This window comes from Buchnera aphidicola (Ceratovacuna keduensis) (assembly GCF_039372665.1).
GTDB classification, from domain to species: domain Bacteria; phylum Pseudomonadota; class Gammaproteobacteria; order Enterobacterales; family Enterobacteriaceae; genus Buchnera_G; species Buchnera_G aphidicola_D.
Window position 1 is genome coordinate 209636 of sequence record NZ_CP134994.1, and the last position, 26847, is coordinate 236482.

General features: G+C 17.8%; 21 protein-coding genes. 12 read left to right on the forward strand and 9 right to left on the reverse strand.

The window, feature by feature from the left end; all coding sequences use genetic code 11:
- Positions 1-115: 115 nt before the first annotated feature.
- The gene (locus RJK19_RS00970; RefSeq protein WP_343183854.1) at positions 116-886 is read right to left on the reverse strand and encodes an inositol monophosphatase family protein; all 771 of its coding nucleotides are present in this window, start codon (positions 884-886) and stop codon (positions 116-118) included.
- Between the two features lie 250 nt (positions 887-1136).
- On the opposite strand from RJK19_RS00970, the gene hisS reads away from it, so the two are divergent.
- On the forward strand, positions 1137-2414 hold the full coding sequence (gene hisS / locus RJK19_RS00975) for a histidine--tRNA ligase (protein WP_343183855.1): 1278 nt from the start codon (positions 1137-1139) through the stop codon (positions 2412-2414).
- A gap of 44 nt (positions 2415-2458) precedes the next feature.
- Positions 2459-3709 (forward strand): serine hydroxymethyltransferase, encoded by a 1251-nt coding sequence (gene glyA / locus RJK19_RS00980; RefSeq protein ID WP_343183856.1) that lies wholly within the window; start codon positions 2459-2461, stop codon positions 3707-3709.
- A gap of 88 nt (positions 3710-3797) precedes the next feature.
- Here glyA and RJK19_RS00985 read toward each other — a convergent pair whose 3' ends face one another.
- Entirely contained in the window at positions 3798-4784 is a 987-nt protein-coding gene (locus RJK19_RS00985) for a beta-propeller fold lactonase family protein (protein ID WP_343183857.1), read from the reverse strand.
- 325 nt (positions 4785-5109) lie between these two features.
- Here RJK19_RS00985 and gap point away from each other — a divergent pair, with 325 nt between their 5' ends.
- Entirely contained in the window at positions 5110-6117 is a 1008-nt protein-coding gene (gap, locus tag RJK19_RS00990) for a type I glyceraldehyde-3-phosphate dehydrogenase (RefSeq protein WP_343183858.1), read from the forward strand.
- Positions 6118-6208: 91 nt separating this feature from the next.
- Here gap and fldA read toward each other — a convergent pair whose 3' ends face one another.
- Complete coding sequence (gene fldA, locus RJK19_RS00995) at positions 6209-6733, reverse strand: flavodoxin FldA (RefSeq protein WP_343183859.1); 525 nt, start codon at positions 6731-6733, stop codon at positions 6209-6211.
- 226 nt (positions 6734-6959) lie between these two features.
- Between fldA and RJK19_RS01000 the strand changes: the two genes are divergently transcribed.
- The 5 genes from RJK19_RS01000 (at position 6960) to pfkA (ending at position 13545) form a co-directional block, all read left to right on the forward strand.
- On the forward strand, positions 6960-7703 hold the full coding sequence (locus RJK19_RS01000; protein ID WP_343183860.1) for a Nif3-like dinuclear metal center hexameric protein: 744 nt from the start codon (positions 6960-6962) through the stop codon (positions 7701-7703).
- A 29-nt stretch (positions 7704-7732) separates the two neighbouring features.
- Entirely contained in the window at positions 7733-10417 is a 2685-nt protein-coding gene (locus RJK19_RS01005; RefSeq protein ID WP_343183861.1) for a 2-oxoglutarate dehydrogenase E1 component, read from the forward strand.
- A gap of 18 nt (positions 10418-10435) precedes the next feature.
- Positions 10436-11605 (forward strand): dihydrolipoyllysine-residue succinyltransferase, encoded by a 1170-nt coding sequence (gene sucB, locus RJK19_RS01010; RefSeq protein WP_343183862.1) that lies wholly within the window; start codon positions 10436-10438, stop codon positions 11603-11605.
- Between the two features lie 239 nt (positions 11606-11844).
- Entirely contained in the window at positions 11845-12537 is a 693-nt protein-coding gene (gpmA, locus tag RJK19_RS01015; protein ID WP_343183863.1) for a 2,3-diphosphoglycerate-dependent phosphoglycerate mutase, read from the forward strand.
- A gap of 45 nt (positions 12538-12582) precedes the next feature.
- Positions 12583-13545, forward strand: a complete 963-nt coding sequence (pfkA, locus tag RJK19_RS01020) for a 6-phosphofructokinase (protein WP_343183864.1) — start codon at positions 12583-12585, stop codon at positions 13543-13545.
- Here pfkA and tpiA read toward each other — a convergent pair.
- From tpiA to serS, 5 genes are all read right to left on the reverse strand, one after another.
- Positions 13537-14301 (reverse strand): triose-phosphate isomerase, encoded by a 765-nt coding sequence (gene tpiA / locus RJK19_RS01025; RefSeq protein WP_343183865.1) that lies wholly within the window; start codon positions 14299-14301, stop codon positions 13537-13539. The two genes, pfkA and tpiA, sit on opposite strands and share 9 nt — an antisense overlap.
- 171 nt (positions 14302-14472) lie before the next feature.
- Positions 14473-16098, reverse strand: a complete 1626-nt coding sequence (gene rpsA / locus RJK19_RS01030) for a 30S ribosomal protein S1 (RefSeq protein ID WP_343183866.1) — start codon at positions 16096-16098, stop codon at positions 14473-14475.
- Positions 16099-16499: 401 nt separating this feature from the next.
- A complete protein-coding gene (aroA, locus tag RJK19_RS01035; RefSeq protein WP_343183867.1) occupies positions 16500-17789 on the reverse strand; it encodes a 3-phosphoshikimate 1-carboxyvinyltransferase in 1290 nt (429 codons plus the stop codon).
- Positions 17790-17847: 58 nt separating this feature from the next.
- Positions 17848-18939: a 3-phosphoserine/phosphohydroxythreonine transaminase gene (gene serC, locus RJK19_RS01040; RefSeq protein ID WP_343183868.1), complete on the reverse strand. Its 1092-nt coding sequence runs from the start codon at positions 18937-18939 to the stop codon at positions 17848-17850.
- Positions 18940-18990: 51 nt separating this feature from the next.
- Positions 18991-20292, reverse strand: a complete 1302-nt coding sequence (gene serS, locus RJK19_RS01045; protein WP_343183869.1) for a serine--tRNA ligase — start codon at positions 20290-20292, stop codon at positions 18991-18993.
- A gap of 207 nt (positions 20293-20499) precedes the next feature.
- On the opposite strand from serS, the gene trxB reads away from it, so the two are divergent.
- The 3 genes from trxB to aspS are packed head-to-tail and all read left to right on the forward strand — an operon-like array spanning position 20500 to position 23490.
- The gene (gene trxB, locus RJK19_RS01050; RefSeq protein ID WP_343183870.1) at positions 20500-21465 is read left to right on the forward strand and encodes a thioredoxin-disulfide reductase; all 966 of its coding nucleotides are present in this window, start codon (positions 20500-20502) and stop codon (positions 21463-21465) included.
- 15 nt (positions 21466-21480) lie between these two features.
- Positions 21481-21699 (forward strand): translation initiation factor IF-1, encoded by a 219-nt coding sequence (infA, locus tag RJK19_RS01055; protein ID WP_343154588.1) that lies wholly within the window; start codon positions 21481-21483, stop codon positions 21697-21699.
- A 60-nt stretch (positions 21700-21759) separates the two neighbouring features.
- On the forward strand, positions 21760-23490 hold the full coding sequence (gene aspS, locus RJK19_RS01060; protein WP_343183871.1) for an aspartate--tRNA ligase: 1731 nt from the start codon (positions 21760-21762) through the stop codon (positions 23488-23490).
- Between the two features lie 5 nt (positions 23491-23495).
- Here the strand turns inward: aspS and pyk are convergent, their stop codons facing one another.
- Positions 23496-24926: a pyruvate kinase gene (pyk, locus tag RJK19_RS01065; protein ID WP_343183872.1), complete on the reverse strand. Its 1431-nt coding sequence runs from the start codon at positions 24924-24926 to the stop codon at positions 23496-23498.
- Between the two features lie 287 nt (positions 24927-25213).
- On the opposite strand from pyk, the gene zwf reads away from it, so the two are divergent.
- Entirely contained in the window at positions 25214-26662 is a 1449-nt protein-coding gene (gene zwf, locus RJK19_RS01070) for a glucose-6-phosphate dehydrogenase (RefSeq protein WP_343183873.1), read from the forward strand.
- Positions 26663-26847 lie beyond the last annotated feature (185 nt).

Here is a 26847-nt window from a genome sequence, read left to right on the forward strand (position 1 = left end):
AAAAATAATTATTAATAATAAATTTTTATATGAAAAAAAATAAATTTTAAATATTTTAAATATATTATTTTAACAATCAAAAATGTTTTATTTAATTTAAATAATTAATAAAATATTAAAAAATTATTTTTTTAATACTTCTATTATTACCTACAATAACAGTATTATTGTTAATGTTAATATTAAAATTTTTTAATATTTTGTTAGTTAAACCTCCTGACTCTTTAACTTGTAATTCTCCTGACAAAAAATTAAAAATATTATCTTTTTCAATTATTAAACAATCTAATCTTCCAGATGCAACATATGCAAAATCAAGAATATCAGATCCTGTCATTCTAATTTTAATGTTTTTTTTTAAAAGCATTTTAAATATTTCTATATATTTATTTTTTACTAATTTATTTTCTTTAGAAATATTAATAGATAAAATTATATTATTATTTATTTTTTTATTATTGCATCTCATTCTATATCCATTTAATTTAGATCCTTCTCCTTTTATAGAAGTAAATAATTCATTTCTTAATGGATCATATATAACTGACATAAAAATATTATTATTAATAAAATTTGATATTAAAGTGCAAAAATGAGGAAATTTATTATTAAAATTAAAAAGACCATCTAAAGAATTTATAAACCAATATATTTTTGTTTTTTTTAATTTAAAATTAATATTTTTATCAGTTATATAAATATGATTAGGATAATATTTATGTATTTCATTAATTATTATATTTTCAGATTTTTTAATTATTTCATTAAAAAATAAATAATTTCCATCATATTTTTTTTCAAAAAAAAAATTAGAATCATAACATTTTATAATAAAATTTCCTGCTTTCCTAATTGCAGAAGTAGCAATATTTATCATAGGATTCATAATTATAATTACCTCATATCATAAAATTAAAAAAATGTTTATAAAAAATAAACTATATTATTAATATATTTATAATAAAAAAAATAATAAAATTTTAAAATTTTATTATAATAAAATTTTTAATAATAAAAATATTGAGTAAAACTAATTATTAAAACAAAAATATATAATAAATTTTTATTATTATTCTTTTATTAAAAGTTTACAATAGAAATATTATAATTAATATATTTTAAAAATATAAAAAATTATGAAAAAAAATATAAAATCTATAAAAGGAATGAATGATTATATAGATAATAAATTATTTTTATATAATTATTTAATAAAAGTTTGTAAAAGTATATTAAAAAAATATTGTTATGAAGAAATAAAAACTCCAATAATAGAAAGTACTGAACTTTTTAAAATGTCTATAGGAAATAACACTGATATTATAGAAAAAGAAATGTATTCATTCATTGATAAAAATAATAAAGAAATTACTTTAAGACCTGAAGGAACTTCTGGATGTATGAGATCAATAATAGAAAATAATTTATTATATAAAAATAAAACACAAAAATTATGGTATTTTGGTCAAATGTTTAGACACGAAAATACACAAAAAGGAAGATATAGAGAATTTCATCAATTTGGTGTAGAAACAATAGGAATAAAAGATATATATATAGAATTAGAAATAATTTTAATAACAAGAAAAATATGGAAATTTTTAGGAATTTTAAATTATTTAAATTTAGAAATAAATTCTATAGGATCTAAAAAAGATAGAAAAAAATATAAAAAAAAATTAAATAATTTTTTAAAAGATAAAAAAAATATTATAAAAAAATATTATAAAAAAAATTATAAAAAAAATCCTTTTAGACTTTTTGAAAGTAATAATTACTATATAAAAAAAATGTTAAAAAATTCTCCTAAATTATTTGATAATTTAAGTAAAAAATCATTATTAAGATTTAAAAATTTAACAAATTATCTAAAAAAATTTAAAGTAAAATATTATATTAATAAAAATTTAGTAAGAGGTTTAAATTATTATAATGATACAGTTTTTGAATGGAAAAATAAAAAATTAAAATCACAACAAACAATATGTGCTGGAGGACGTTACGATAAATTATCATATTCATTAAATAATGAATGTATACCTGCATTTGGATTTGCAATAGGAATAGAAAGATTAATGATATTAATGAATATGTTAAAAAAAAATAATCTCAATAAAAATATAATAGATATAGAAATAATATCTTTAGAAAAAAAATCAATTTTAAAATCTTTAATGATATCAGAAAAAATAAGAAAAAAATTTCCAAAATTAAAAATATTTTTAAATCTTTCTAATGAAAAATTAAAAAAAAAACTTAGTAAATCTAACAAAAATAATGTAAAAACTATTTTATTTATAGGAAAAAAAGAGATAAAAAATAATTACTATACTTTTAAAAACTTAAATAACAAAATACAAAAAAAATATTGTTATAAAAATCTTATAAAAAAAATTCATAATTTATTTAAATAAAATAAATAATTTTATATTTTTTTTTTATTAATATAGGAAAAAATATGTTTAATATAAATAATAATATTAACAATGATAAAAAAATTTTAGATATATTAAATAAAGAAAAAGAAAGACAAGAAAATCAAATAACTTTAATAGCATCAGAAAATTATGCAAGTAAAGCAGTTTTAGATGCTCAAGGAACTATTTTTACTAATAAATATGCTGAAGGAAATATAAAAAATAGATATTATGCTGGATGTAAATATATGGATGAAATAGAAAAAATAGCTATATATAGAGCAAAAAAATTGTTTAAAGTAAAATATGTCAATGTACAACCACATTCTGGATCACAAGCAAATTTTGCAGCTTATTTATCTGTTTTAAATAAAGGTGATACTGTTTTAGGAATGAAACTATCTCATGGAGGACACTTAACACATGGTTCTAAAGTAAATTTTTCAGGAAAATTATATAATTTTATATATTATAAAACAAATAATTTAGGAGAAATAAACTATTTAGAATTAGAAAGAATTGCTATTAAATATAAACCAAAAATGATAGTAGGAGGATTTTCTTCATATTCAGGAAATTGCAATTGGAAAAAAATGAGAAATATTGCTGATAAAATAAAAGCATATTTATTAGTAGACATATCTCATATAGCAGGTCTTATATTAGCTGGTTTATATAAAAACCCAATTCCATATGCACATATAGTAACTAGTACTACTCATAAGACTTTAGGTGGTCCTAGAGGAGGTATTATAATGTCTAATATTAAGGATAAAAATATTTTAAAAAAAATAGATATGTCTGTGTTTCCAGGAACTCAAGGGGGACCATTAATGCATGTTATTTTAGCTAAAGCTATATCATTTAAAGAAGCTATGAGCAATAATTTTAAAAAATATCAAATACAAATAATAAAAAATGTTAATATTATGATAAATCAATTTAAAAAAGAAAAATTTAATATAGTATTTAAAAAATCTTTTAATCATTTATTTATGATAGATTTAAGAAAAAATAATTCTACTGGAATAGAAATAGAAAATATTTTATCAAAAGCTAATATAATAGTAAATAAAAATAGTATACCAGATGATAAATTAAATCATTTTATTACATCGGGTATAAGAATAGGAACTCCTGCAATTACAAGAAGAGGATTTAAAGAAAAAGAATCTAAAAAAATATCAAAATGGATTATAAAAATAATAAAAAATAAAAAAAATATAGAAATTGTTAAAAATATAAAAAATAAAGTAAAAATTTTATGTAAAAAATATCCAGTATATAAATAAATATATTTATTTTTAATAAGATTGTGTTTTTCAAAAAATATTGATAACACAATCATATTTTTTTTTATAAAATTTTTAATAAAAATATTTATAAATCAAAAAAATTTATCCAAACTGGATTTCCTCCAACAAAAAAATTTTTTATTAAAAATGTTAAATCACCGTTTTTTTTATTTATTTTATATAATGTTATATTATTTGATTTTTCTCCTGCCACTATTAAATAATTTCCAGAAGAATCTATTCTAAACGTTCTTGGTTGACATTCAGTTTTATAACATTTTAAAAATTTTAAATTACAATTTTTTTTTTTAATTTTAAAAGATATTATAACATTTTTTTTTCTATCAGAAGCATATAAATATTTATTACATGGAGTTATTTCTATTTCTGAAGACCAAAATTTTTTTTTTTTATTTGGAAATAAACTTATATTTTGCAATATTTTTATTTTTTTTTTAATTTTTATAGTAGATATAGTTCCATTTAATTCATTTATTATATATATAAATTTTTTATTTTTATGAATTACAAAATGTCTAGGACCAAAATTTTTTCCAACTTTTATATATGAAATCAAATTTTTTTTTATATTATATAAATTAGACATTTTTAAATAATAAAGTCTGTCTTTTTTTAAAGAAGTAAAAAAAAGAAAATTATCATCTTTAGTAACTAATGAAAAATGACATCCATATATATTTAAAAAAGTATTAAATTTTTTGTAAGGAACATAATATTTATTTATTTTATATAATTCTAAACAATTTCCATGAAAAGAACTACTAAACAACAATTTATATTTTAAATTTATATTAATATGATTAGAAGGATATTTTATATTTATACTAATTTTTTTTTTTAAAGTTCCATCTTTTAATATATTAAACATTAATATTTTATTTTTTTTTCTAACTCCAACATATAAAATTTTTTTTTTATTTAATATATGTATAGGTTGAATGTTTCCAGATATTTTTACATTTTGTAAAGTTTTAAATGACATATTATTATTAATTTTTAAAACTTTTATTATATTTTTATTAGGTAAAGATATATATACTATTTTTTTCATTTTTTTAACTTTTAATATAAATATTTTATTTTAATAAAAAAGTTTTAACATAAAAATAAATAAATTTATATAAATTTATTTATTTAAAATAAATTTTTTATATATTTTAATTATATAAATTATATTATAAAATTATTTTTTAAATATATATAAAATTTAATATTAAAAATATTTTCATAAAATATTTTTTATTAACTTTGCATTTGTCAAATAAAAAAAATATAATGTTATAACTATATTTATAATAAAAATGTTTACTATATATAATTATTTATAATAAAATATTTTATTAAATTTTAAAATATATGTTTTTTATGGTAAAAATATGAAAATAAGAATTGGAATAAATGGTTTTGGAAGAATAGGAAGATTAGTATTTAGATTAGCTCAAAATAGACCAGATATAGAAGTAGTTGCAATAAATGATTTGTTAGATGCAAAATATATAAAATATTTATTAAAATATGATTCTACTCATAAAAAATTTAATAGAAATATTAAAGTTAAAAAAAATTTATTAATAATAGATAAAAAAAAAATACATATATCTTCAGAGAAAAATCCAGAAAATTTATCATGGGGAAAATTATTAGTAGATGTAGTTATAGAATCTACAGGAATATTTTGCAATTTAGAAGATGCAAATAAACATATATTGTCTGGAGCAAAAAAAGTTGTTATAACAGCTCCAACAAATGATGATATACCTATGTTTGTAAAAGGAGTTAATTTTGAAAAATATAATGGAGAAGATATAGTTTCTAATGCATCTTGTACTACTAATTGTTTAGCTCCTTTAGCAAAAATTATAAATGATGAACTTCAAATAATAGAAGGTCTAATGACTACTGTTCATGCAACTACAGCTACTCAAAAAACTGTAGATGGAGTTTCTAAAAAAGATTGGAGAGGCGGAAGAGGTGTAATGCAAAATATAATACCATCTTCTACTGGAGCAGCTGCTGCTGTAGGAAAAGTAATACCAGAACTAAATGGAAAATTAACAGGAATAGCATTTAGAGTTCCAACACCAAACGTTTCTGTAGTAGATTTAACAGTAAGATATAAAAAGTCAGCTACTTATAAAGAAATTTGTAATATAATAAAAAAATATTCAAAAAAAACAATGAATGATGTAATATATTATACAAAAGATCAAGTAGTTTCATCAGATTTTAATGGAAACATTTTTACATCAATATTTGATGAAAAAGCAGGTTTATCATTAAACAATAATTTTGCAAAATTAATTTCTTGGTATGATAATGAATTAGGATATTCTAGTAAAGTATTAGATTTAGCTTGTATGATACATAAAAAACAAATTATTTAAAATAAATTTTTATCAAGTAGTATTATTCCTAAAAAATAGAAATAATACTACATTATAAAAATTTATTTTTTTTTATATAACAATATAATTTCTATTTTTTATATATTTTTTTTATTTCTGACAATATTTTATTTACCCAAATTTTTATTCTAATTTTACTTTTTTTTGGTTGTCTATCTTCATCTATTACTAATCCTAAAAAATTTTTTTTATCATATATAGCTTTAGAAGATTCAAAATTATAACCTTTTATTGGCCATTTTCCTATTAATATAGCACCATTCTTTTTAATAATTTTATATATTTTATACATAGCATCACAAAAATATTCTGAATAATCTTCTTGATCACCACATCCAAATATTGCAACTATTTTATTTTTAAAACTAACTTTCTTTAAAATTGGTAAAAAATCATCCCAATCAGATTGAAGTTCTCCATAATACCATGTAGGAACACCTAAAATTAATATTTCATATTTATTTAAAATATTTTTTGTAGAATTAGATATATCATGTAAAAAAACATTTTTAGAATTTATTTTTTTTAATATTTTTTTTGCAACATTTTCTGTATTACCAGTATCACTACCAAAAAAAATTCCAATTTTTTTCATATTTTTACCTTAAAAAATAAATAAAATATTTTTTAAATAATTTTATATAAAAACAATTTTTTTTATATAAAATTATTTTTTTTATTTTTATATTATAAAAAAAATATTTAAAAAAATAACTTTTTTTTACATAAAAATATAATTAGTTTAATATTTTTTTTTTTTTGTTTTAATATAATATATATATTTAATTTTTTTTCAAACATTTTAACAAAATTAAAATAATATGAATAATATATATTTAGAAAAAATAATAAACAAAAAATTAAATTCAAAAAAATATAAAGATTATATATTTAATGGATTACAAATAGAAGGTAAAAGAAAAATATGTAAAATAATAACTGGAGTTAGTATATGTAAAAAATTAATAAAAATAGCAATACAAAAAAATGCTGATGCTATAATAGTACATCATGGAATGTTTTGGAAAAATGAAAAAAGAATAATAAATAATATTAATAGAAAAAGATTAAAATTATTATTAAACAATAATATAAATTTATATTGTTGGCATTTTCCATTAGATTTTGACAAAAATATTGGAAATAATGTTCAAATTGCAAAAAAATTAAAAATAAAAATTAAAGGGAAAATTAATAATTTTTTATTATGGGGAAATTTTAAAAAAAGTATTTCTTTAAAAAATTTAATAAATAAAATAAAAAAAAAATATTCTAGAAAACCTTTTTATTATAAAAATAATTTAAAAAAAAATATTAAAAAAATTTCATGGTGTAGTGGAAAAGGACAAAAGTTTATTGTAGAAGCGGCAAATTTTGGAGTAGATGCATTTTTAACTGGAGAAGTTTCAGAAGAAACAATGCATTATTCAGATGAATATAAAATACATTTTTTTTCAGTTGGTCATCATGCTACAGAAATAGATGGAATAAAAAAATTAGGAGAATGGATAAACAAGAAATATAATATAAATACAAATTTTATTAATATTAATAATCCAATTTAATAACTTTACAAAAAAAAATACATAAAAAAATGAAAAAATATAAATATATAGAAAAAATTTTAAAATGTATAAATATATATAATAAAAATTATATAGAAAATATTTTTTTAAAATTCTTAAAAAACAAATCTATAGTAAAAAAAGAATGGAAATTTTTTTTTAAAAATTTATTTAATAATAAAAACAAAAAAAAAAATATAATAAAAAAATATGATATAAAAAATCTTATATTTAATTTTAGATCTTATGGTCATATTATAGCAAAAACAAATCCGATAAAAAAGGAAAAGAAAAATATTAAAAAATTTTTATATTTTAAAAAAAAATATAAAATACTTATAAAAAAAAATAATATTAAAAAAAAAATTGAATTAGATTATATAAAAATATATAAAAAAATGAAAAAAATATATACAAATTCAATAGGAATAGAATATATGCACATGGAAATTCAAAAAGAAAAAAATTGGATAAAAAATTATATAGAAAAAAAAAATAAAAATAAATTTAGTAATAAAAATAGAAAAAAATTACTAAAAGATTTAATAAAAACAAATTATTTTGAAAAATACTTAAATTTTAAATTTTCTGGATCAAAAAGATTTTCTTTAGAAGGATCTGAAATAATTTTACCTATGATTAAAGAAATAATAAAAAATTCTAAAAAAAATAACATAAATAGAATAATTTTAGGAATGGCTCACAGAGGTAGAATAAATGTTCTTAGAAATATATTTAAAAAACCATTAGAAAAAATATTTAGTGAATTTGATGATATAAAATTAAATAAAAAAAATAAAATTGATGATGTAAAATATCATTTAGGTTATAAAAGAAAAATTTTTATAAAAAATGAAAAAATATATTTAGAAATAAAAAACAATCCTTCTCATTTAGAATCTATTTATCCAGTAGTTTTAGGATCTAGTAAATTTTATTTAGAAGAAAATTTAAAAAAAAAAAATAGAAAAAATATATTATCTTTATTAATACATGGAGATGCATCTATCAGTGGTCAAGGAATAATACAAGAAACATTAAATATGTCTAGAACTAAAGGATTTAAAACAAATGGATCAATTCATATTATAATAAACAATCAAATAGGATTTACTACATCTAAAATTTCAGAAATGAGATCAAGTAAATATTGTACAGATATATCAAAAATGATTTCTTGCCCAATATTTCATATAAATGCAGATTTTCCTGAAAAAGCAATTTTTGTAATAAATTTAGCTATGAAATTTTTAAATAAATTTAAAAAAGATGTATTTATAGATGTTATATCTTATAGAAAATATGGACATCATGAATCAGATGATCCAAGTGCTACTCAACCTCATATGTATAATATTATAAGAAAACATTTACCTTCATATAAAATATATGAAAAAAAATTAATAAAAAAAAATAAGATATCTTTATTAAATATAAAAAAAATAAAAAAAAAATATAATATACTACTTGAAAAAAGATATAACAAATATAAAAAATTATATATAAAAAATTGTAAAAAAAATTTTATAAAAAAAAATAAAAAAAAAAAATATATAAAAAAAAATAAAATTAATTTTTCAGAACTAAAAAAAATATCTATAAAAATAAATACTATACCTAAAAATATAAATTTACATAAAATAGTTAAAAAAATATATGATAATAGAATATTAATGTCTAAAGAAAAAATAAAATTTGATTGGAGTGCAGCTGAAGCTTTATCTATAGCTACTTTATTAAAAAAAGGAATTTCGTGCAGAATGTCTGGTGAAGATGTAGCTAGAGGAACTTTTTTTCAAAGACATGCTATTATATATGATCAAATAAAAAAAAATTATTATATACCTTTATCTAATTTAACAAAAAAAAGTAACTTTAGTATATGGAATTCATCATTATCAGAAGAGTCTGTTCTTGCTTTTGAATACGGATATTCTGTATCATCAAAAAAAGTAATTAATATATGGGAAGCACAATTTGGAGATTTTGTAAATTCAGCACAAGTAATAATAGATCAATTTATATCATCAGGAAAAAAAAAGTGGGGAGAAAAATGTAAACTAATAATAATGTTACCACATGGATATGAAGGTCAAGGACCTGAACATTCTTCTTCTAGATTAGAAAGATTTTTACAATTATCTTCAGAAAATAATTTTCAAATAGTTTGTCCTACTAATTCTAGTCAAATATATCATATTATACATAATCAAATATATAGTAAAAATATTTGTCCTTTAATAATAATGTCACCTAAATCTATGTTAAGAGACTGCAGATCCTTTTCTTCTTTAAAAGAAATATATTTAAATAAATTTAAAAGTATAATTTATAAAAAAAAAAAATGTTATAAAAATATAGAAAAAATGATTTTTTGTTCAGGCAAAATATATTATGAACTAAAAGACATGATAAAAAAAAATAATATAAAAAGAATATTATTAATAAGAATAGAAAGATTATATCCATTTCCTAAAAAAAAAATAAAAAAAATATTAAATTTATGTAAAAACTCTAAAAATTTTATATGGTCTCAAGAAGAACCTAAAAATCAAGGAGCATGGTATTTTATAAAAAACAATATAGAAACAATGATTCCAAAAACTTTTTTGTTGAAATGCATTAGTAGAAAATCTTCATCTTCTACAGCTACAGGATATATGAAAACTCATAAAAAAGAACAAGAAAAAATAATAAAAGATTCTTTATATTAAAAGGATAAAAAATAAAATATGAATGATAATATAATTAATATATATGCTCCAGAATTTCCTGAATCAGTAACTAATGCAACTATAATAAGTTGGAAAAAAAAAATATATGAAAAAATAAAAAAAAATGAAACTATATTAGAAATAGAAACAGACAAAATAATAATGTCAGTATCATCACCGTCTGATGGTATTTTAAAAAAAATTTATAAAAAAAAAGGATCTAATATAAATTCAAAACAAATATTAGGAAAAATAGAAAATATTATTAAAAAAAATGAAAAAATATTTGAAAAAAAAATTTCTCCTTCTGTAAGAAGATTAATTACAGAAAACAATATAAATAAAGAAAATATAAATAATATTGTAAAAAAAAATAGAATAACAAAAAAAGATATAAAAGAAATAATAAATGAAAAACACAAAAAAAATAAAATATTTGAAGAAAAAAACAAAAATAAGAATTTTGAAATATCTAAAAAAGAAAAAATAAAAAAAAGTTATACTATTTCAATGAGTAATTTAAGAAAAAAAATATCTGAAAGACTTGGAAAAACTAAAAAAAATGCAATAATGTTAACTACTTTTAATGAAGTTAATATGAAAAAAATAATTAAAATAAGAAATAAATATAAAAAAGAATTTTTATATAAGTATAAAATAAAATTAGGATTTATGTCTTTTTTTATAAAATCAGTAATAGAATCTTTAAAAGAATTTCCAGAAATAAATACTACTATTGATGAAGAAAAAATTACATATTATAATTGTTATAATATCAACATAGCTATATCTACTAATAAAGGACTAATAGCTCCAATCATAAAAAATGCAGATATTATGAGTATGCAAGAAATAGAAAAAAAAATAATAAATTTAAAAAAAAAAGCAGAAAAAAATGATTTAAAGATATCAGAAATGTCATCAGGTAGTTTTACAATATCTAATGGAGGTGTTTTTGGATCATTATTTTCTACTCCTATAATAAACTATCCACAAACAGCTATATTAGGAATACATGAAATTAAAAACAGACCTATAGTAATAAAAAATAAAGTAAAAATAAGACCTATGACATATTTATCTTTATCTTATGATCATAGAGTAATAGATGGTAAAAATTCAATAAATTTTCTTAAAAATATAAAAAATATTTTAGAAGATTTTTCTAGAGTTATACTTCAAGTTTAAAAAATAAAAAAAACTATAGATATCTAAACATTTATAAAAAAAATCTATAGTTTTAAAAAATAAAATATAATGTTTTTCAAAAATATTATAAAATAAAAAATATGTTATATAGGAACATTGTTTTTTATAAAAAATAGTAGTAAAATTAAAAATATAATAAAAAATTTTTTATAAAATGTTTATTATAAAAATTATATAAAAATAATTATAGTTTTATTATAAAAATAAGATAGTATTGTATGAAAAAAATAGAATTAGTCTTAATAAGACACGGTGAAAGTGTTTGGAATAAATTGAATAAATTTACAGGATGGAAAGATATAAAACTTTCAAAAAAGGGTAAAAAAGAAGCTAATTTTGCAGCAGAACTATTACTAAAAAAAAAATTTATTTTTGATATAGCATTTACTTCATTGTTAAAAAGAGCAATATGTACTACATGGATAATATTAAAAAAGATAGATAGATTGTGGATACCAGTTCATAAATCATGGAGATTAAATGAAAGACATTATGGAACTTTGCAAGGATTAAACAAACAAGATGTTTCATTAAAATATGGAAAAGAAAAAGTGCAAGAATGGAGAAGAAGTTATAAAATAATACCTCCAAAAATTAATTTTCAAGATAAAGATTTTCCAGGAAAAGACCCAAAATATTCTCAATTAGAACCTAGTATAATACCTAGAGCAGAAAGTTTAAAATGTACTATAAATAGAGTTTTACCATATTGGAACAAATTTATTTTACCTGAACTAAAAAAAAAAAAAAAAATTATTATAATAGCTCATGGAAATTCTTTAAGAGCATTAATAAAATATTTACATCATATTGATGAAAAAGATATTTTAAAATTAGAAATTCCTACAGGAAGACCAATTATATATGAATTTGATAATGATATACAACCAATAAAGTTTTTTTATTTATAAAAAAAATAAAAATATAATTTCAAAAAAAAGGTTACTATAAAAAATATGATAAAAAAGATCGGGGTATTAACTAGCGGAGGGGATGCCCCGGGTATGAATGCTGCTATAAGAGGAATAGTAATAACAGGAATAAAATTAGGAATAGAAATATTTGGTATAAAAGATGGATTTTTAGGTTTATATAAAAATAAAATAAAAAAATTAAATAGAATAATAGTATCTGATATAATTAACAAAGGAGGAACATTTTTGGGTTCTTCTAGATTTCCTGAATTTAAAGAAAAAAAAAATAGATATATTGCAGTAAAAAATTTAAAAAAAAAAAATATAGATTCATTAATTGTAATAGGAGGTGATGGATCATATATAGGTGCTCAAAAATTAAATGAAATGGGAATTTCTTGTATCAGCATTCCTAGTACTATAGATAATGATGTTTCTGGAACAGATTATACAATAGGATATTATACAGCCTTAGAAACAATAGTAAAATCTATAGATAAAATAAGAGATACATCAGCATCTCATAAAAGAATTTCTTTAGTAGAAATTATGGGAAGAAATTGTGGAGATTTAACTTTATTATCTTCTATAGCTGGAGGTTGTGAATTTTTAGTAATACCAGAAAATAAAATTTCTAAAGAACAATTATTAATTGAAATATTAAAAAAAATAAAAAATGGTAAAAAACATTATATAATAGTTATTACAGAAAATTTATATGATATAAAATCATTGGCTAAATATATAGAAAAGAAAACTAATAAAGAAACTAGAGCAACAATTTTAGGACATGTTCAAAGAGGTGGAACACCAGTAGTTTACGATAGAGTTTTAGCATCTAGAATGGGATCTTATGCTATAGAAATATTAAAAAAAGGATTTTCAGGAAGATGCATAGGTATAAAAAATGAAAAAATAGTACATAATAGTATAAAAAAATCTTTAAATTGTATTAAGAAAAATTCAACACATTATTGGTTGAATTTATCTAAAAAATTATTTTGAAAATTTTTCTATAATTTTTATTATCGGAAATAATGTTTTTATTTCTAAAGAAGCTCCTCCAATTAAAATTCCATCTATATATTTTTTAGAAATAAAATTATATACATTATTTTTTGATATAGAACCTCCATATTGTACTACAATATTATTGTTTTTAAAAAAATTATCTTTTTTACAAATATAACTTTTTATTAAAAAATGAATATCATTTACATAATTTGGATCTGCTGAAATACCAGATCCTATAGCCCACACTGGTTCATAAGCAATTATTGAGTTTCTAAAAGCTTTTTTTCCAATTTTAATAAAAATTGAATCTATCTGATTTTTAATAAATATTTTAGATTTATCAAAACTTTCTTGAAAATGCTCACCTATACATAATATAGGAATTAAACCATTTTTTTTAACAATATCAAATTTAGAAGAAACAATTTCATCACTTTCAAAATGATGAATTCTTCTTTCTGAATGTCCTACTATTACATATTTTACATTAAATTCTTTTAACATATAAACAGAAGTTTCTCCAGTAAAAGCTCCTTGTATATGAACATCTACATTTTGAGATGTAAGTATTATTTTACTTTTTATATCTTTTAATATTTCATACAATTTACTTAAATATATAATAGGAGGAGATATAGATATATTACTTTTTATTTTAAATTTTATACATAAATTATTAAGTTCTACAAAAAATTTTTTTAATATATTTTTTTTTCCATTTAACTTCCAATTACACAATATTAGCATATTTTTACCTTAATTTTTTATTATCTGAACTAAGTTACTGTTTTGTATCAGTAACTTAGAGAAGATTTTATATAAAACACAAAATTATTTAATAAATACAATTTTATATATTTTTTCTAAAAAAATTTTTTAAAATCTTATAATTAAAACATATTTTTAAAAACGTAAAATTTATTTTTTATTTTTTTTATCTTTTTTTAAAAAAATATTTTTTTTTATTTTTTTTAAAAAATTTTCTGTAAAAGATATATTAACTATTCTATTTTTTTTATCTAAATTATCTATTATAGATTCAATCTTATTTCCAAAATTTGTTTTTAAAAATGAATCTTTACTTATAAAATTATTTAATGAATTTAATTTTAATATGGCTTTAACTCCTTTAGAAAGATTTATATGTAATTTTTTTTTTCCAATTTTATAAATTGTACCTTTAACAATAGATTTTTTTTTGTGTTTTTTTACATATTTTTGAAATGGATCTTCTTCTAGTTGTTTAATTCCTAATGAAATTCTTTCTCTTTCTACATCAACTTGTAAAACTACAGCAGTAATTTTTTTATTTTTTTTATATTTTTTTACTGATTCTTCTCCAGAAGAAAACCAAGAAATATCTGATAAATGAATTAATCCATCAACATCTCCTGTTAATCCAACAAATATTCCAAAGTCAGTAATAGATTTTATTTTTCCTTCTACAAAATCTCCTTTTTTATATTTTTTAGAAAAAATTTTCCATGGATTTTTTGTACATTGTTTTAGACCTAAAGATATTCTTCTTCTATCTTCATCTATATCTAATATCATAACTTTTATATTACTATTTAAATTTGTTATTTTAGAAGGATGTATATTTTTATTGTTCCAATCCATTTCAGAAATATGAACTAAACCTTCTACTCCTTCTTTTATTTCTACAAAACATCCATAATCAGTTAAATTAGTTACTTTTCCTAATATTTTAGTACCTACCGGATATTTTTTAGAAACATTAGTCCATGGATCTTTACTTAATTGTTTTAATCCTAAAGATACTCTTATTTTACTTTTATCAAATTTTAAAATTCTTATTTTTATTTTTTCTCCTAATTTTACTATTTCATTAGGATGTTTAACTCTTTTCCATGCCATATCAGTAATATGAAGAAGGCCATCTACACCACCAAGATCTACAAAAGCACCATAATCTGTTAAATTTTTAACTATACCTTTAACATTAATTCCTTCTTTTAAATTTTTTAATAACTTATTTCTTTCTTCAGCATTTTCAAATTCTATAACTGCTTTTCTAGAAACTACTACATTATTTCTTTTTTTATCCAATTTTATTACCTTAAAATCTAATATTTTTCCTTCTAAATCGTTTGTTTCTTTAACAGGTCTAATGTCAACTAATGACCCTGGTAAAAAAGCTCTTATTTCTTTTAGCTCTACCGTAAAACCACCTTTTACTTTTCCATTTATTGTACCTTGTACATTTGAAACATTTTTATGAGCTTCTTCCAATTTTTTCCAAGATTCTTTTCTTTTAGCTTTTTCTCTAGATAATATTGTTTCCCCAAAACCATCTTCAACAGTGTCTAAAACTACTTCTATAGTATCACCAATTTTTATATCTAATTTTCCATTGTAATCTTTAAATTGATCTATTGATATTCTAGATTCAGATTTTAATCCTGCATCAACTATAACTGCATCTTTTTCTATATCCATTATAGTTGCAATTATAACAGAACCTGGTTTTGTTTGAATATTTTTAAAAGACTTTTCTAATAGTTCTGTAAATGATTCATTCATATTTTATAAATTTTTAATATTATTTAACATAAATTTTGTATCCTACAAAAAATAGTTATATTTTTTTTACTAATTATTTTCCTTATTTATTAGATGAAATTTATATATTTTTTTATATATAAAAATTTTAAAAATTTTGTAAAAAAATTTAAATTCTATTAATATAAATATTAATATTTTTTTTTTACAAAATTTTTTACAATTATAAAATTAAAATAATTTAAAATATTAAACATAAATTTTTATAACAATATTAAAATTAACACTAAAACAATAGTCTTGCAACTAACAAAAAATTTCATAAAATTAATAAATAATTTATTAATTTTAATATTTTTAAATTAATAAACAAAAAAAATATTTGTTTCAAATGTTTTATAAATTAAATTAAATAAAAAAAATTATTTTTTAAAATAACTTATAGAAAAAAGATTTTTAAAATATTCAGGAAAAGTTTTATTTACACAATTAGGATTTAAAATAGTTATTTTTTTTTCAGATAATGCTATTAAAGAAAAACACATAGCCATTCTATGATCTTCATAAGTTTTTATATTACAAGATATAAATTCTTCTGGAGGATTTATTTCTATAAAATCTTTTCCTTCTTTTATTATAGCTCCTATTTTTTTTAATTCTGATGACATTGCACTAATTCTATCAGTTTCTTTAACTCTCCAATTATAAATATTTTTTATAATTGTTTTTCCTTTTGAAAAAAGAGCTAATATTGCAACTGTCATAGCAACATCAGGCATATTATTCATATCTAATTCTATAGATTTTAAAAATCCTCTTTTAACTATAATATTATTTTTATTAATTGTTATATTAGATCCCATTTTTTTTAAAATTTTTACAAATTTTACATCTCCTTGTATACTTTTTTTACCAATTCCATTTACTTTTACAGATCCTCCTTTTATAGCTGCAGCTGCTAAAAAATAAGATGCAGAAGAAGCATCTCCTTCTACAAAAAAAATTTTTGGAGAAATGTAATTTTGATTCCCATGAATTTTAAAATAAGAATAATTTTTATTAAAAACTTTTATTCCAAAAATTTTCATTAATTTTATAGTAATATTAACATATGGTTTTGAAACTAATTTTTTTTTTATAAAAATTTCTGTATTATTTTTTGCTAAAGGAGATGCAATTAATATAGAAGTTAAAAATTGACTAGAAATTTTTCCATTTAAATAAATTTTTCCTCCAGAAAAACCTCCTAATAAAGTTATTGGAGGAAAACCATATATATTTTCATATTTTATTTTAGCTCCACCATATCTTAAAGCTTCTACTAAATGTTTTATAGGCCTACAATTCATTCTACTATTTCCATACAATTTTACATTATTATTATATAAAGAAAAAATTGAAATTAATGGTCTCATAGCAGTTCCAGCATTTCCTAAAAAAATAGAAATTTTTTTTTTAAAATTAAATTTTTTTTTAGAACCTACTATTAGTATAGTGTTTTTTACTATATCACATTCTATTAAAAATCCAATTTTTTTTAAAGCTATTATCATATGTTCAGTATCTTCACTAAACAAAAAATTTTTTATTAAAGTTTTTCCATTAGATAAAGATGATAAAAGTAATACTCTATTAGAAATACTCTTAGATCCAGGTAAATCAATTTCTCCATTTACTCTTAATATTGGATGTATAGTAATTTTTTTTTTCATAAATTTCCTATAAAATTTTTATAAAAATTTAAACTAAATTTACATATTAAAAAAATAATTATCCAAATTTTTTTTCAAATTTTATCATAAAATTTGATAATTTTTTTACTCCTTCTATAGGCATTGCATTGTAAATAGAAGCTCTCATACCTCCAAATAAACTATGTCCTCTCAAATATAAAAGACCTTCTTTTTCAGATTTTTCTAAAAATTTTTTATTTAAATTATTATGTTTTAATCTAAATGTAACATTCATAATAGATCTATTTAAATAATGTATATCATTTATATATAAATTAGAATTATCAATAGTGTCATATAATAATTTAGATTTTATAAAATTATTTTTTTCTATTTTTTCTATTCCTCCATTTTTTAAAATCCAATCAAAAATAAGACCTGACATATACCATGAAAATGTAGAAGGTGTATTAAACATAGAATTATTTTTATAATTTATATAATAATCTAAAATAGAAGGAATATATTTATTTTTATTATTAAATAATAATTTTTTTTTTATTATTAAAATTGTAATACCAGAAGGACCTATATTTTTTTGAGAGCTAGCATATATTAAATCATAATTTTGTATTTTAATTTTTCTAGACAATATAGAAGAAGAAAAATCTCCAACTATTAAATTTTTATAGAAATTAGGTTCTTCGTGTATAGCAATTCCCTCAATAGTTTCATTAGGACAATAATGAATATATTTAGATGTATTTTTAATGTTCCATTTAGACATTTTTAAAATATGTTTTTTTCTATTTTTAATTTTTTTTACATCTATTATATTGGTTTTAGAATATTTCATAGCTTCAAAAGCTGCACTCATAGACCAATAACCAGTATTTATGTAATCTGTTTCTTCATCAAAACTTTTTAATAAATTCATTGGAACAGCAGAAAATTGACCTCTAGCTCCTCCATGTAAAAACAAAATTTTATAATTATTTGGTATATTTAATAAATTTCTAAAATTTTTTTCTATTTTTTTTGTCATTGAAATAAATATTTTGCTTCTATGACTTATTTCTATTATAGAAGATCCTGAATTTTTCCAATTTAAAAATTCCTTATTAGCTTTTTTCATAACATCTATTGGTAATATAGATGGACCAGCACTAAAATTATAAATTTTACACATTATTTTAATAATAGAATATTTTATAAAAATAAAAATTTTATATTTTTTATATTATATAAATTCTAATCCTTTCATATATCGATTTTTTAAAATATTAGGTATTTTTATTTTTCCATTTTTACATTGATAATTTTCCATTATTGCAGCTAAAGTTCTACCAACAGCTAATCCTGAACCATTTAAAGTATGTACATATCTCTTATTTTTATTTTTATCTAAAAATTTTATGTTAATTCTTCTTGATTGAAAATCTTTCATATTAGAACAAGAAGATATTTCTACATATTTTTTTTGATATGGAAACCAAACTTCTAAATCATATGATTTTGAAGAAGAAAAACCTATGTCATTAGTACATATAGACATTTTTCTATATGGAAGATTTAATAATTTTAAAATTTTTTCTGCATGTTCAGTAATAATTTCCAAATAATAATTTGACTTTTCTGGATGAACAAATTGAACCATTTCTACTTTATCAAATTGTTTAGTTCTTATTAAACCTTTGTTTTTAATACCATAAGATGTAGTTTCATTTCTAAAACATGGAGTATTTGAAACAAAAAACAATGGTAATTTATTTTCTTCTATAACATCGTTCATAAATAAATTGGTTAAAGGAACTTCTGAAGTAGGTATTAAAAAAAGTTTTTCTTTTTTAAAATCTTTTTTAACATTATCTTTACTACATTTTGTATATATTAAATCTTTATAAAATTTAGGAAGTTGACCAGTTCCATATAAACATTTTTTTCGTACTAAATAAGGAACATAAATTTCTATATATTTATGATTTTCTACATGAACATCTAACATAAATTGACTTAACGATCTATATAATAATGATAATTTATCTTTTAAAATAAAAAAATTGGATCCAGATATTTTAGAAGAATTATAAAAATCCAAATTTTTTCTTTTTTTTCCAAGTTCTACATGATCTTTTAATTTAAAATCATATTTTTTTATATTACCCCATTTATAAACTTCAAAATTATCCTTAAAATTTTTACCAAATTTAGTTTCTTTATCAGGTATATTAGGTATTGTGTAATAATATTTTAAAATTTTTTTTTCTAACTTATGTAAATATAATTTTTTTTTTAATAAAATTTTATTATAATATATAACCTCTTTTTTTAAATTTTTATAATTTTTATTAGATAATTTAAGAAAACCAATTTTTTTAGAAGTTTTATTTCTATAATGTTCTAAATTTTCTTTTTCAAACTTAACTTTTTTTATTTCTTTATTAATATTATTAATATAATTTATATCTAAAATAAAACCTCTTCTTTTCAATTTTTTATAAAATATATCAATATTATTTTTTAATATAGTAATATCTAACATATTGTAATTTTATTAGTATTATTTTTTTAAATTAAAGTATACATTATTTATATAAAATATAAATTAAATTAAAATTTTTAATAAATAAAAATTAATAATATAAAAATATTAAATTATGTATACTTATAAAATATAATTATAATATAATATTTTAAAAGTATATACAAAAAAAATATAATAATATTATAAAATAATATTAAAATAATAATGAAAAATAAAATAATAAAAAGTAATTTAATAATATTAGGATCAGGACCTGCTGGATATACAGCATCAATATATGCATCTAGATCTAATTTATCTCCTATATTAATAACAGGAGAAGAAGTTGGGGGTCAGCTTTTAAAAACAGAAAAAATAGAGAATTGGCCTTCTCAATATAATTCAATAAGTGGCAGAAAACTAATGAAAAATTTTTATAAACATGCAAAAAAATTTGGAACTAAAATATATGAAAAAAAAATAACAAAAGTAATTTTTAATAATTCTATAATTACTTTAATCTGTGAAAATACTATATTTAAATCATATTCTTTAATAATAGCAACTGGATCAATACCAAAAAAATTGGGAATAAAATCTGAAAAAAAATTTATTGGAAAAGGAATTTCTTCATGTGCTTTATGTGATGGTTTTTTTTATAAAAATAAAATTGTTGCAATAGTAGGTGGTGGAAATTCTGCTATAGAAGAAGCAATTTATTTATCAAAAATTGTAAAAAAAATATATTTAATACATAGAAGAAATACATGGAAAGCTGAAAAAATATTGTTAGATAGATTATTAAAAAAAACAAAAACTAAAAAAATAAAAATTTATTTAAATTATGAAATAAAAAAAATATACGGAAATAATAATAGCATACAAAGTGTAAAAATAATATCTAATAAAACTAAAAAAAGTAGAATAATTTATATTTCCGGACTATTTATTTCTATAGGATATACTCCACAAACAAATTTATTTAAAAAAAAATTAAAAATGAAAAATGGATATATTAAAACAAATTTTGGAAAACATGGAAATTTTACATCTACTAGTTATCCTGGAGTATTTGCTGCAGGAGATGCAATTGATCATGTATATAAACAAGCAATAACAGCATCTTCTTCTGGTTGTATGGCAGCTATAGATGCTGAAAAATATTTATCTAATATAAAAAATTTAATATAAACAAAAGAAAAAAATATGATAAAAGAAAAACAAATAGAAATACAAGGAACTGTTATAGAAACTCTTCCAAACACAATGTTTAGAGTAGAATTAGAAAACGGACATAAAATTATTGCACATATATCTGGAAAAATGAGAAAAAATTATATAAGAATACTTACTGGTGATAAAGTTACAATTGAAATGACACCATATGATACAGAAAAAGGAAGAATAATATTTAGAAGTAGATAATATTAATAATAAAAATATTTTAAATTTTTAATTTTTTTAAAGTTTTAGGAATATAAAAAAATGAGAACAGAATATTGTAGAAATATTTCTACAAAATTTTTATTAAAAAAAGTATGTTTATGTGGATGGATAGAAAAAATAAAAAATTTTGGACATTTTTTATTTTTTTACATAAAAGATATAACAGGATTAACTCAAATAATAGTTAAAAAAGAAAATATAAAAAAATTTAAAAAAATAAAAAAATTAAAAAATGGATTTTGTGTACAAATATCAGGAACAATAAATAAAAGATCTAAAAAAAATATAAATAAAAATATTATAAATGGAGATGTAGAAGTACATGCAAAAAAAATAAATATTCTAAGCAAATCTAAAAATATTCCAATAGATTTATTAAAAAAAAATAAAGAAAAAAATAGATTAAAATATCGATATTTAGATTTAAGAAATGAAAATATGCAAAAAAATTTAATAATTAGAAGTAAAATTATATATTTAATACATAAATTTATGCAAAAAAATAACTTTATACATATAGAAACACCAATAATAACCAAATCTACACCAGAAGGTGCTAGAGATTATATAATACCGAGTAGAAAACATATAGGAAAATTTTATGCATTACCTCAATCTCCTCAAATATTTAAACAATTACTTATGATATCTGGATTCGATAAATATTATCAAATAGCTAAATGTTTTAGAGATGAAGACACGAGATCAAATAGACAACCAGAATTTACACAAATAGATATAGAAGCTTCTTTTATAGATGAAAAAAAAATTAAAAAAATTTCTGAAAATTTAATAAATAAAATTTTTAAAAAATTTTGTAAAATAAAATTTAAAAATATTAAAACTATTACTTATAAAAAATCAATTAAAAAATACGGGACAGATAGTCCAGACATAAGAAATCCATTAAAAATAATAGAATTAACAAAATTATTTAAAAAAAATTATATTTTAAAAAAAAACAATAATAAAATTATTGGAATATATATATCTAAAAAAAATAATTTATCTTTAAAAAAAATAAAATATTATAAAAATATTATAAAAAAATACAATATTAATAAAGTATTTTTTATAAAAATTTTAAAAAACATTAATAAAATTAATATATATAAAAATATAGAAATTAATAAAAAAATAATAAAAAAAATAATTAAATTATACAATGTTAAAGAAAATGATATTATAATAATTTCTATTACTAACAAAAAAAATATTTATAAAATATTTGGAAAAATAATAAAAAAAATTTCTAATGATTTTAACTTAATAGATAAAAATGCTTATAAAGCTATATGGATAAAAGAATTTCCAATGTTTAAAAAAAATAAAAATGGAAAATTTTCTACAGTACATCATCCTTTTACATTACCAAAAACAAAATCTATAAAAAAAATAAAAAAATATCCAAACAAAATTTTATCTAAATCTTATGATCTAATAATAAATGGAAAAGAAATAGGAGGAGGATCTGTAAGAATAAATAATTTAAAAATGCAAAAATTAATATTTAAAATAATAAATTTATCTAAAAAAGATCAAAAAAAAAAATTTGGTTTTTTTTTAAATGCACTAAAATATGGACCTCCTCCACATTCAGGAATAGCTTTAGGTCTAGATAGAATAATGATGATTATTACAAAAAATTTAGATATAAAAAATATAATTGCATTTCCAAAAACATCTAAATCTTCATGCATTATGACAAATGCTCCTAACAAAATAGAAAAATCATTTTTAAAAGAGTTATATATTAAAACAAAAAAATAATAATATTACACTTTTAAAATTTTTATAAAATTGTTTAATATATTAATATTATTATTTTTTTTAAAAAATACTATTAAATCATTTTTTTTTATAAATTTATTTTTTAAAAGAAAAACAATAACTTTTTTTTCTATATTTTTTTTATTAATTATTTTTTTTAAATAAATAGGCATTATTCCTTTACATAAAGTAAAATAATTTAAAATATTTTTATTATGTGAAAAATAAAATATTAAATTTTTAGAAAATATTCTAGAAAAAATTAAAGATTTTTTCTTAGATTTATATATATTTACTATAGCAGAAACAGATTTTATACTATTTGAAATATATACAGCAGAAGAAGATATTATTTGATTAATACTTTTTTTTTTATTAGAATATATTTTAAATTTTTTGTTATTAAAAAATTTTTCAACTTCTATACAAATTTTGCTCATACATAAAACTGTTTCTGCTGGATATTTACCTGATGCAGTTTCAGCTGAAAGCATAACTGCATCTGTACCATCTAATATAGAATTAGATACATCCATTACTTCAGCTCTAGTTGGAAATGGATTATTTATCATAGATTCCATCATTTGTGTAGCTATTATTATTATTTTATTTAGTTTTATAGAATTTATAACAATTTTTTTCTGAGCTAATGCTATTTTAGATTCACTTATTTCTACACCTAAATCTCCTCTAGCTACCATTACAGCATCTGATGCTTTTATAATTTTGTTCATTATATAAGAATTATTCACAACTTCTGCTCTTTCTATTTTTGCAACTATTTTTATATCTCTTCCATAAGAATTAATTAAATTTCTTACAATATTTATATCTTTATATGATTTAGGAAAAGATACAGCTAAATAATCTAAATTTATTTTAGAAGAAAAAATTATATCTTTTTTATCTTTATTAGTAATTGATTTAGCTGACAAACCTCCTCCTAATTTATTTATTCCTTTATTATTTAATAAAATTCCTCCTATAATAACTTTTGTAACTATTTTTTTTATTTTTATATATTTTACTTTTAAATAAATTTTTCCATCATCTAATAATAAAATGTCTCCATTAGATAAATCCTTATATAAATTTTTATAATTTATACCAACATGATGTTCGTTTCCATATTTATTTTTTAAACGATAATCTAATATAAAAATATTATTTTTTTTTAAAAAAATTTTGTTATTTTTAAATTTAGATATTCTTATTTTTGGTCCTTGTAAATCTCCTAAAATTCCTATGTTATAATTTAATTTATTTCTAAGATAAAAAATCATCTTAATTTTTTTTAAATGATCAGTTTTATTTCCATGAGAAAAATTTAATCTAAATACATTTACTCCATTAATAATCATTTTTTCTAAAATTTTTATGTTATTTGTAGAAGGACCCATAGTAGCAATTATTTTAGTTTTTTTTAATTTGTTCAAAATATAATTCCTTCATATAAAATTAAATGGTGTTATTTAATAAATAAAACATAGAATATATAATTAAAAAATTTTAAAATATTAAAAATAAAAATATTAAATTTATTTAATAAAATATTTTAAATATTAATAAATAATTTACATAATACATTTTTTTTTAAAATATAATAAAAACAAAAATATAAAAAATATTTTTAAAAAAAATATAATAAAATAAACATAATTATATATTAATTATAATATTATTAAAATGTTTTGAAAAATTAATAAAAAGTAGGAAAAATTTTATGAACTGTAATAATTATGATTTTGTAATATTTGGAACTAAAGGCGATTTATCACAAAGAAAATTATTTCCAGCATTATATAAATTAGATAATAAAAAAATATTAGATAAAAAAACAAAAATAATAGGAGTTGGAAGAGCAAAATGGAAAAAAAACAATTTTTTAAAGTTTGTTAAAAAATCTTTAAAAAAATTTTTAATAGAAAAAATAAATAAAAATACATGGAAAATTTTTAAAAAAAGATTAATTTTTTGTAATTTAGATGTATATAATACAAAAAACTTTTATAAATTAAAAAAAAAATTAAAAAATAATAAAATTATAATTAATTATTTTGCAATACCTTCAAATTCATATGAAAAAATATGTAAAGGATTATATAAATTTAATTTAAATTTAGAAAATTCAAGAATAGTTTTAGAAAAACCAATAGGAGATTCTTTAATAACATCTAAAAAAATAAATAAAAAAATAGGAAAATATTTCAAAGAATCTCAAATATTTAGAATAGATCATTATTTAGGAAAAGATACTATAATAAATTTGTTATATTTAAGATTCACTAATTCAATATTTTATAATAATTGGAACAATAAAAGTATTGATCATGTACAAATAACTGTAGCAGAAAAAATAGGAATAGAAGGTAGAAATAAATACTTTAATAAGACTGGACAAACTAAAGATATGGTTCAAAATCATATTTTACAAATATTAAGTATAATAACTATGAAAGAACCAAAAAAAATAGATTCTAAAAATATAAGAAATGAAAAAATAAAAATATTAAAAAAACTTAATTTTATAAAAAAACATGAAATACATAAAAAAACTTCAATTGGACAATATTCTTATGGAGAAATAGATAATATAAAATTAACATCATATAATTCAGAAATTTTAGGAAAAAAAAATAGTAATACTGAAACATTTGTAGCTATAAAAATAGAAATAAAAAATAAAATGTGGAAAGGAGTTCCTTTCTATGTAAGAACTGGAAAAAGATTGCCTAAAAAATGTTCTAAAATAGTAATAGTATTTAAAAATACTACACCTAAAGTTTTTAATAAATTTTCAAATTCAATTAATAACAAATTAATTATATATTTAGAACCAAATGAAAGTATATATTTTAAATTTTTAAACAAAATCCCAAGTCTTAAAAAAAAATGTAAACTAAAAAGTTCAAAAATGTACTTTAAATATTCAAAAAATTTCGAAAAAAAAAATATTCCTGATTCTTATGAAAAACTTTTATTATCATGTATATTAGGAGATCAATCTTTATTTGTACATATAGATGAAGTAAAATATTCTTGGAAATGGATAGATAATATAATTAATATTTGGAAAAAAGTTTCTAAAAAAATTGAATTATATTCATCAGGTACATGGGGACCTAATTCATCTAAAAAAATAATTGAAAAAGATGGAAGAAAATGGATTTAAATATTTTTTATAAAAAATATTATTAAATAATTTTTTTATAAAATTAATATAATAATTGTTTTAAAATAAAAATATGAAATAAATAAAATTAAATTTTTAACTTTATTTTAAAAATAAATATTTTAATTAATTAAAATTATATAAAATATTTTTAAAATATATTTTTATATATAATTTTATTTTTT